This window comes from uncultured Hymenobacter sp. (assembly GCF_964242765.1).
GTDB lineage: Bacteria > Bacteroidota > Bacteroidia > Cytophagales > Hymenobacteraceae > Hymenobacter.
On record NZ_CAXTBM010000023.1, the window covers coordinates 78,920 to 85,007 of the forward strand.

Consider the following 6,088-nt stretch of genomic DNA (forward strand, 5'->3'; position numbering starts at 1 on the left):
GAAGCGGCTCCGGCCGCGATTCACTATTTTGCGGACTTACGCCACGCTTGTTGTTCATGAAAGCCATTATTCCCGTCGCGGGTATTGGGTCGCGCCTGCGCCCGCACACGCATACCCAGCCGAAATCTCTCGTGCCAGTGGCCGGCAACACCATCCTGGGGCACATCATCGACCGGCTTAGCGCGGCGGGTGTCCAAGAATTTGTATTCATTATCGGCTACTTGGGCGAGAAAATAGAGCGCTACGTACGGCGCAGCTACCCCCAGATCCGCAGCTCGTTTGTGGTGCAGGAGCCCCGCGAAGGCATTGCCCACGCCTTGTGGCTGGCCCGCGACACGTTCCGCCACGAAGCCGACGGCATCCTGATCCTGCTCGGCGATACTATAGTCGATGTGGATCTGCCGGGGATGATGCAAACGCCTGGTAACGTGCTGGCCGTGAAGGAAGTGAAAACGCCTTCGATGTTTGGGCTCGTGGAAACTGCCATGAACGGCCGCGTCACGAAAGTGGTGGAGAAGCCGCGCATCCCCAAGTCCAACTATGCCCTCGTCGGCCTCTACAAGATTGCTAGCCCCGACTGGCTGGCTAAGGCCCTGGAGCAGCTCATCGACCGAGACCAGCGCACGCACGGCGAGTTTCAACTCACCGATGCCCTCATGCTTATGATTCAGGAAGGAGCCGAAATGACCACCGCCTCGGTGGACAACTGGTTTGACTGCGGCCGCAAAGATTCCTTGCTCGAAGCCAACGCCCGCCTGCTCAACCGCCCCGAGTTCCTGGACCGCCGCGACTACCTTGAGTTCCCCGATACTATCATCATTCCGCCCGTCAGCATCGGGAAAGATTGTGAAATCAGCAACTCTATTATCGGGCCCAACGTGGCCATCGGCGACCGGACCATTGTGAAAAATACCATCTTGAGTGAGTCTATCATAGGCTCGTACAGCGAATTGCGCTCTGCCGTCATGCACGACTGTATCGTGGGCTCCGATGCCTCCTTTAAAGGAATGCGCCACAGCCTGAACATCGGCGACAACACTGAAATCGATTATAGCTAGCAGCTTGCACGCTGTGGTGCATTGTCTGTTTGGGTGCGCTGCTACCGTTGGTGCTACAAGCCTAAAACTGTTCGACAAGAGCGTTAGCACATCGCAGCCTCGTCTTTCGCGTATCAACCTTACTTCTGAAAACTACTTGCTTGCATATGATGCGTATTCTTCGTCGGACCACGGTTTTTTTTGCAGCGCTGCTGCTTGCTGTCGCCGCTGGTAAGGCCCAAACGCCGCTTGGTCAGCCTTCGTTTGACGAGCAAAAAGTGCAAGTGTGGTGCGCCACGGCGAAGTTCGTATACGAGGATAACGGTCGCCCCAACCTAAAAAGCACCCTGCGCTGCGGGGGGCCGTTGAAAGAATTCGAAAACAGCATTAAGGCCGATAGTCAGCGGGTGTTTAGTGCGCTGTATCAGCCGCTGGAAGGGCGCGGCACCATCTATCGGGGCCTCGGTTCCAACCCGTCGCGCCTGCAAAAGCTGAAAACGGAAATTATCAGCCGCCTAAAATCCTCGCCTGCTCGCCGTGCTAGTCCGGCCCGCATGCAGCGCCTGGCCGCGCTGGAAACCGCGCTTACCAACTACGTGGAGAACGGCACCCCCATTGGGGAACAGCCCGAAGAAGAACCTGCCGAAACCCTGGATACTGCCGCCGAAACCGACGAAGCCGCTGCCGCCGAAACCGGTAATGCCGGACTAGACGAAGCGGGTATTGCCCGCCCGACGGAGTCAGCGCGGGGAGCAGGGGAGAGTTGGATAAACAAGATCTTCGGCCCGCTGGCCCTCATTATGGCGCTGCTGAGCTTGGTGCTGTACGTGCTGATGCGCCGCAACATGGCCTTGTTTCAGCAAGAACTAATTGGCCGCATGACGCAGCGGCAAGATGAAATAATGGCTTCGCGCAGCACGCCAGTGGCGGCCTCCCCAGCCGTACCCCAGCACCTGAGCCCCGAGCTCCAGCGCCAAGTGGAACAGCTGGTGTTGCAGCGCGTGGCAGAGGAACTGGCCAAGCGGGAACAACCCGTTGCGCCCGTCGTGCCCTCAGTGCCCGCACCTGAGCCGCCGCGAGTAGTCGCGCTACCCGTTACGGTAGTAGCTCCGGCGCCGACTCTTCCGGCCCCCACCCCCGAAGTGGCCGCGCCTACCCTGACTTCAACTACTACCCTGGAAACTCCAGTGCCGATGACGGAAGTGCCTGGCCCGCCCGCGGTTATACCAGTGGGTTCACCGGCTACGGCCCTGCGCGAAGATTTTGAAAGCGTGGTTCCCCCTGTGCACCTGCCCGACTCGGCGGCCGCTACCCCATCCGAAACGGTTGTGCGCTATGGTAAAGCTTCTTTGAACGGGGTGTTCCGCGACGAGGATTTCACGGAGGAACTGCAAGACGACAGCGTTTACGAAGTTTTCCTGGACCCACAGTGGCCGGAGTTGGCGTCGTTCCAAGTCAGCCCGGAGCCTGCCGTCCAAACCTACTTGCTGCAAAATGCGCCGCCCGATTTGCTTGCTGTCGCCTGCGAGTACGAGCAGCCGACAGGACCCGTGACGCAGATAATAACGGTGGAGGAAGGTATTCTGCGCAAAGTGGAGGGCGTTTGGCAAGTCGAACAGAAGGCCGTAGTGCAATTTGAAGGATGAACCGTAGCGAAATGACGGCCTTTACTTCCTTTCGTATGAGCCAGGAGTGTACTCGACTGCTAAGTGCAGTTATAGACAAAGCAACAATAGCATTACCCAAGAGCGGCCGTAAACGCTGCTAATGTTGGTGCACATCATATACTGGCTCGTCACTCCATTGCAGATACAGAAGAATCTGTGATTTATCTTCGGGCCCTCTTTTGTTATTCCATCCATGCAAATACGGTTATTCCCGGCGCTAGCTCTCCTGATGCTGGCGGGTTGCCGCTCGTCGCAAACTTTTTCGCCGGGCACCGAACCTTCCTCTATTCCTGCTTCTTCCCGCATCCCCGTGCTATACCCCGAAACCCGCAAATCCGACCAAGTCGACGACTACTTTGGTACGCCCGTATCCGACCCGTACCGCTGGCTGGAAGACCCCGACTCGCCGGAAACCAAAGCCTGGGTGACCACCCAAAACAAAGTTTCGTTCAGCTATTTAGAGCAGATTCCATTTCGCGCTAAAATCCGGGAGCGGCTCACCACCATCTGGAACTACGAGCGGTTTGGCGTGCCGCAAGAAGAAGGCGGGCAGCTTTACTACTCGAAAAATGACGGCCTGCAAAATCAGGCGGTGCTCTACACCCAGCCAGACGGACCGCAAGGCCAAGCCGAGGTGTTGCTCGACCCCAACAAGCTTTCTGCGGACGGTACGACGGCTCTAGCCGGCACGTATTTCTCTAACGACCAGCGCTATATGGCTTACGCCACCAGTGGCGGTGGTTCCGATTGGCAGCAATACAAGGTGATAGATCTAAAAAGCCGCCAGCCACTCTCCGATGAGCTGAACTGGGTGAAAGTGTCGGGCGCGGCATGGTTTAAAGACGGTTTTTTTTACAGCCGCTACGACGCACCCAAGTCCGGGCAAAACAAGCTGGCCGGCAAAAACGAGTTTCACAAGGTGTACTACCACAAACTCGGTACTCCTCAGGATAAAGATCCGCTCGTGTACGAAGACCCTCAACTGCCGCTGGGTTTCCGCATGGTGGGCACTACCGAAGACGAGCGGTTCCTGGTGCTCTACCTGACTGATGGCAAAGCCGATGGCAACCGTCTCTCCGTCCGCGACCTGACCGACCCCAAACAAGCCGATACGTTCACGCCGCTTGTCACCAGCTACGAACACAACAACTCGGTGGTCGGCAATATTGGCGGCCAGTTGCTGGTGCTCACCGACTACAAAGCGCCGCGCTTCCGGGTGGTGCTCATTGACCCCAAAAAGCCGCAGGAAACCAACTGGAAAGAAGTGCTGCCCCAGACCGAGCAGAAGCTGGAAGGCGTTGATCAGGTGGGCGGCTACTTGGTGGCGTCGTACCTGAAAGACGCCAGCAGCAACATCAAGGTCTACACCGAAACCGGCGAGTTCAAGCACGATGTGGCCCTGCCCGCCATTGGCACGGCCGCTGGGTTCGGGGGCAAGCGCGATTCGAAGTCGGTGTACTACGCCTTTACCTCGTTCACGTACCCGACCACCATCTATAAGTACGACTTGGTCAGCAACACCAGCACCGTGTTCCAGGCGCCCAAAGTCGATGTGAAGCCCCAGGACTACGTAACCTCGCAGGTGTTTTACGCCAGCAAGGACGGCACCAAGATTCCGATGTTCATCACCCACAAAAAGGGCGTGAAGCTGAACGGGCAGAACCCAACCTATTTGTATGCCTACGGCGGCTTCAACGTGTCGCTCACGCCCTCGTTTTCGGTGGCGCGGATGCTATGGCTGGAAAACGGTGGCATCCTGGCTATTCCCAACTTGCGGGGCGGCGGCGAGTACGGCGAAGCGTGGCACAAGGCCGGCATGACACCCAACAAGCAGAACGTGTTCGACGATTTCATTGCCGCCGCCGACTACCTGAAGGTGCAAGGCTACACCAACACCAACCGGCTGGCCATTGCCGGCGGTTCAAACGGCGGCCTGCTCGTGGGCGCCACCATGACGCAGCGCCCCGATTTGTGCGGCGTGGCTTTCCCGGCGGTGGGCGTGATGGATATGCTACGGTATCAAAAGTTTACCATTGGCTGGAACTGGGCCCCCGAATACGGTACCTCCGATACGTACGCGCAGTTTCAAAACTTGTATAAGTTCTCGCCGCTGCACAATCTGAAGCGCGCGGCTTACCCCGCCACTATGATAACCACCGCCGACCACGACGACCGGGTGGTGCCCGCGCACTCGTTTAAATTCGCGGCTGCTCTGCAAGTTGCCAACAACGGCCCGCGGCCCCAACTTATTCGGGTGGACGTGAATGCGGGCCACGGTGCTGGCAAAAGTACCAAGCTCCAAATCGAGGAATGGGCCGATATATGGTCGTTTGCGTACTTCAATATGGGCTTCACTCCGTATAAGAAGTAGGAGCAAGCTCGTCTGGCGCATTCTTTTGTCGGTGCGGTGGAGCGCCAGATGATGGCCTGAAGAGTGTAAAACTCGTAGAGGGCTTTCACGGCTTGGTTTGTATCTTCGCGGCCACATTGCGCGTAACTAGCCTGCACCTTTTAGTTTTCACATGAAAAAAACGTTTCTGCTCGGTCTGTTGGCCGCTTCGCTGATGCTGTCCGCTACGTCGTGCAGCAACCCCGATTACACCAGAGGTGAGGAAATGGCTACCAAGCCGCTACCCCCCATCCCGGCCGCTCCCGACACCACTGGCGGTAGAGCCGCACAAAATCCGGCTGTCCGCGAATTAACTGCGCCCAATGCCACCGAGACTATCAAAAAGATGCAACCGGTGATGTAAAGAGATAATAGTCGAGATATAAGAATGAGCAACGGTCTGCACAGGACGGTTGCTCATTCTCGTTTTCAGTGCTTGGTTCTTACTTCTACTCCTCTTTGCTTATGAACATTCGTCGTGGCCGCGAGGCCGATTTGCCCCAGGTATTAGCCTTAATAGAGGAACTAGCCGTGTATGAGCGAGCCCCGCACGAAGTCACGAACACGCTGGCCAACATGCAGCGCGACGGGTTCGGGCCGGAGGCAATTTTCAAGTTTTTCGTGGCCGAGCAGCCCGACGGCAAAATCGTGGGAATTTCGCTGTACTACACGGCGTATTCCACTTGGAAAGGCCGGATGCTGTTTCTGGAAGACTTGGTAGTGACCGAAGAAATGCGCGGCACGGGCATTGGCAGACAGCTTTTCGATGCCGTAGTGGCCGAGGCACGCCACACGGGAGCCAATCGGATGAAGTGGCAAGTGCTGGAATGGAACGAGCCCGCTATCGGTTTCTACAAACGAATTGGGGCCAACCTCGACCCCGAATGGCTGAACGGCAACCTAACCGCCGAGCAGTTGCAAGCCTACACCCGCGCCCCCGACGTAGAAGCCATCGTGACTTCCAACCAGTAGTTAATACCACTCAACGGTTGGCG

The 6,088-nt window shown here is 57.3% G+C and carries 5 protein-coding genes; all 5 read left to right on the forward strand.

Going from position 1 to position 6,088, the window contains the following annotated elements; genetic code table 11:
• Positions 1 to 56: 56 nt before the first annotated feature.
• The 5 genes from ACFE7X_RS12000 to ACFE7X_RS12020 all read left to right on the forward strand — a co-directional run bounded on the left by ACFE7X_RS12000 (position 57) and on the right by ACFE7X_RS12020 (position 6,065).
• Positions 57 to 1,058, forward strand: a complete 1,002-nt coding sequence (locus ACFE7X_RS12000; RefSeq protein WP_375435910.1) for a sugar phosphate nucleotidyltransferase — start codon at positions 57 to 59, stop codon at positions 1,056 to 1,058.
• Between the two features lie 146 nt (positions 1,059 to 1,204).
• The gene (locus ACFE7X_RS12005) at positions 1,205 to 2,683 is read left to right on the forward strand and encodes a hypothetical protein (RefSeq protein ID WP_375435911.1); all 1,479 of its coding nucleotides are present in this window, start codon (positions 1,205 to 1,207) and stop codon (positions 2,681 to 2,683) included.
• Between the two features lie 214 nt (positions 2,684 to 2,897).
• Positions 2,898 to 5,075: a prolyl oligopeptidase family protein gene (locus ACFE7X_RS12010; protein WP_375435912.1), complete on the forward strand. Its 2,178-nt coding sequence runs from the start codon at positions 2,898 to 2,900 to the stop codon at positions 5,073 to 5,075.
• A gap of 151 nt (positions 5,076 to 5,226) precedes the next feature.
• The gene (locus ACFE7X_RS12015) at positions 5,227 to 5,457 is read left to right on the forward strand and encodes a hypothetical protein (protein WP_375435913.1); all 231 of its coding nucleotides are present in this window, start codon (positions 5,227 to 5,229) and stop codon (positions 5,455 to 5,457) included.
• 101 nt (positions 5,458 to 5,558) lie between these two features.
• Positions 5,559 to 6,065: a GNAT family N-acetyltransferase gene (locus ACFE7X_RS12020; protein ID WP_375435914.1), complete on the forward strand. Its 507-nt coding sequence runs from the start codon at positions 5,559 to 5,561 to the stop codon at positions 6,063 to 6,065.
• Positions 6,066 to 6,088: the final 23 nt, after the last annotated feature.

Excerpts from the sequence above, each read along its gene's own strand:
- ACFE7X_RS12000 (WP_375435910.1), top strand. The coding sequence starts at position 57 with ATGAAAGCCATTATTCCCGTCGCGGGTATTGGGTCGCGCCTGCGCCCG.
- ACFE7X_RS12020 (WP_375435914.1), top strand. The coding sequence starts at position 5,559 with ATGAACATTCGTCGTGGCCGCGAGGCCGATTTGCCCCAGGTATTAGCC.
- ACFE7X_RS12010 (WP_375435912.1), top strand. The coding sequence starts at position 2,898 with ATGCAAATACGGTTATTCCCGGCGCTAGCTCTCCTGATGCTGGCGGGT.
- ACFE7X_RS12005 (WP_375435911.1), top strand. The coding sequence starts at position 1,205 with ATGATGCGTATTCTTCGTCGGACCACGGTTTTTTTTGCAGCGCTGCTG.
- ACFE7X_RS12015 (WP_375435913.1), top strand. The coding sequence starts at position 5,227 with ATGAAAAAAACGTTTCTGCTCGGTCTGTTGGCCGCTTCGCTGATGCTG.